Origin of the sequence: Paracoccus aeridis, from assembly GCF_004923205.2 — a bacterium.
In the GTDB taxonomy this organism is placed as follows: domain Bacteria; phylum Pseudomonadota; class Alphaproteobacteria; order Rhodobacterales; family Rhodobacteraceae; genus Paracoccus; species Paracoccus aeridis.
In genome coordinates, this window is record NZ_SELD02000058.1 from 1 (window position 1) to 1,237 (window position 1,237).

A 1,237-nucleotide genomic window follows, 5' to 3' on the forward strand; every position below is an offset into this window, starting at 1 on the left:
AGGCCGGGAAGCGCGCGGCCTTCATGTGATAGGCGATGGAGCGCACTTCGCGTTCTGCCACCTCGGCCTTCAGGAGCTGCGTCAGGATCGGCACGGCCGCCTCGAAGACTGGCGCGCCTTGCTCGATGAGGTCGGTGACGGCCTGAGCCATGCCATGCATCTTCAGGCTGCGCAGCATGATGACGACGGCGCCGCTGGCGGGATCATGACGCATGACGGCCTCCGCTGCTGCGGGCGCGCAGGTCGTCGTAGCGCTCGACATTGGCCTTCGGTTCGCGGCGCAGGAGCAACGCCTGTGGCGTATCGATGGTCGGGCTGTCGGTTACCCTGCCGTCGATCAGCCGGTGCAGGATGTTCAGCACATGGGTCTTGGTCGCCACCCCATCGGACAGGGCCAGCTCGACCGCGGTCAGCACCGCCTGCTCGTCATGCTGCAGGACCAGGGCGAGGATATCGACCATCTCCCGATCTCCGCCGGGTCGTCGCAGCATCTGGTCCTGCAATCGCCTGAAGCCTGACGGCAGCTCCACAAAGGGGGCACCGTTCCGCAGCGCTCCAGGCTTGCGCTGGATCACCGTCAGGTAGTGGCGCCAGTCATAGATCGTGCGGGGCGGCAGATGATGGGAGCGCTGGATCAGCCGTTCATGCTCACAGAGAACCTGCCCTTCTGCGGCCACGACAAGCCGATCGGGGTAGACCCGGAGGCTGACAGGCCGGTTGGCGAAGGAGGCAGGCACGCTATAGCGGTTGCGCTCAAAGCTGATCAGGCAGGTGGGCGAGACGCGCTTGCTCTGCTCGACGAAGCCGTCAAAGGCCGGCGGCACCGGCATCAGCGCGGGCTGCTCCTCGGCCCAGGCATCGGCGAGGCTCCCGGCCAGACGGCCGTGCGGGATCTCCCGCCAAAGCTCCAGGCATCGCCGCTCGAGCCAGGCGTTCAGCGCGGCGAGGTCAGGGAAGTTCGGTATTGGTTGCCACAGGCGCGGCCGCGCGTCCTGCACGTTCTTCTCGACCTGTCCCTTCTCCCAGCCCGAGGCGGGATTGCAGAACTCCGGCTCGAAGACATAGTGGTTGGCCATGGCAAGAAAGCGCATGTTGATCTGGCGCTCCTTGCCCCTGCCGATGCGGTCCACCGCCGTCCGCATGTTGTCGTAGATCCCACGCTCCGGCACGCCGCCAAAGACGCGGAAGCCGTGCCAATGGGCGTCGAACAGCATCTCGTGGGTCTGCAGCAGATAGG

General features: G+C 66.1%; 2 protein-coding genes. Both read right to left on the bottom strand.

Annotation, left to right across the window (positions count from 1 at the left end; all coding sequences use genetic code 11):
• On the bottom strand, window positions 1-214 hold a 214-nt coding region (locus tag ELI80_RS14240; protein ID WP_236641514.1), incomplete at its 3' end, for an ATP-binding protein.
• A partial coding sequence (istA, locus tag ELI80_RS14245; protein WP_136652912.1) for an IS21 family transposase occupies window positions 204-1,237 on the bottom strand: 1,034 nt, incomplete at its 5' end. The genes istA and ELI80_RS14240, both read right to left, overlap by 11 nt.